The organism is Acidovorax sp. KPB24-07 (assembly GCF_057543315.1).
The window spans coordinates 1-1,177 of the sequence record NZ_BAAJYS010000696.1 but is presented as its reverse complement, the minus strand read 5'-3'; the positions used below and the strand labels follow the sequence as shown (position 1 = coordinate 1,177).

General features: G+C 72.4%; 1 protein-coding gene. It reads left to right on the top strand.

What is annotated here, in order from left to right:
- A partial coding sequence (locus tag AC27IQ_RS25070; protein WP_487091232.1) for a sensor histidine kinase occupies positions 1-1,177 on the top strand: 1,177 nt, incomplete at both ends.

The following is a 1,177-nucleotide window of genomic DNA, read 5'->3' as shown; positions in this document are numbered from 1 at the left end:
CTACTACCTGGCCCGGCCCGCCGGTGCCCAGGCGCCGGCCGTGGGCACGCCCGGGGCCTGGGCGGTGCAGCGCTGCGTGGTGTGCGAGCGCGAGTACGAGGCGCCCGACATGGCGCAATGCCCCGCCTACCGCGGCACCATCTGCTCGCTGTGCTGCACGCTGGATGCGCGCTGCGGCGACATGTGCAAGCCCCACGCGCACCTGGCCGTGCAGTGGAGCGCGGCCCTGCGCTGGGTGCTGCCGCGGCGGGTGTGGCGCATGCTCGACACGGGCCTGGGCCACTTCCTGCTGCTGATGCTGGTGATCGCCCCGCTGCTGGCCGCGGTGTTCGGGCTGTTCTACCACCAGGAGCTGCAGACGCTCACCCCCCTGGCGCCCGACAGCGGCCCGGGCACCGCCGCCGTGCCGGGCACGCATGCCGCGCTGCGCTCGGGGCTGCTCAAGGCCTATCTGGCGCTGCTGGTCATCTCGGGCATCGTGGCCTGGTGGCTGGTGCTGGCGCACAAGAGCCGCAAGGTCGCGCAGGAGGAATCCAACCGCCAGACCCACCTGCTGCAGCGCGAGATCCACCTGCACCGCCAGACCGACCAGGCCCTGCAGGAGGCCCGCCGCATCGCCGAGCACGCGCGCTCGCAGGCCGAGCAGGCGCGCGGCGTGGCCGAGGAAGCGCGCGAGGAGGCCGAGGGCGCCCGGCTGCTGGCCGACCAGGCCAACCAGGCCAAGAGCCGCTACATCAGCGCCATCAGCCACGAACTGCGCACGCCGCTCAACAGCATCCTGGGCTATGCCCAGCTCATGGGCGAGGACGCCGCCGTGCCGCCGCACCGCCAGCAGGCCGTGAGCGTGATCCGCCGCGGCGGCGAGCATTTGCTGTCGCTCATCGAGGGCACGCTGGACATCGCCCGCATCGAAAGCGGCAAGCTCACGCTGCAGGTGCGCCCCATGCGCTTTGCCGACTGCCTGCACGAGATGTGCGACATGTTCGAGCCGCAGGCGCGCGCCAAGGGGCTGGCGTTCCGCTTCGAGCCGCAGGGCACCTGGCCCGAGTGGGTGCGCGGCGACGACAAGCGCGTGCGCCAGATCCTCATCAACCTCATCGGCAACGCCATCAAGTTCACCGCCAGCGGCCATGTGCGGCTGGCGGTGCGGCACGCGCGCGAGCTGGCCCTGATCGAG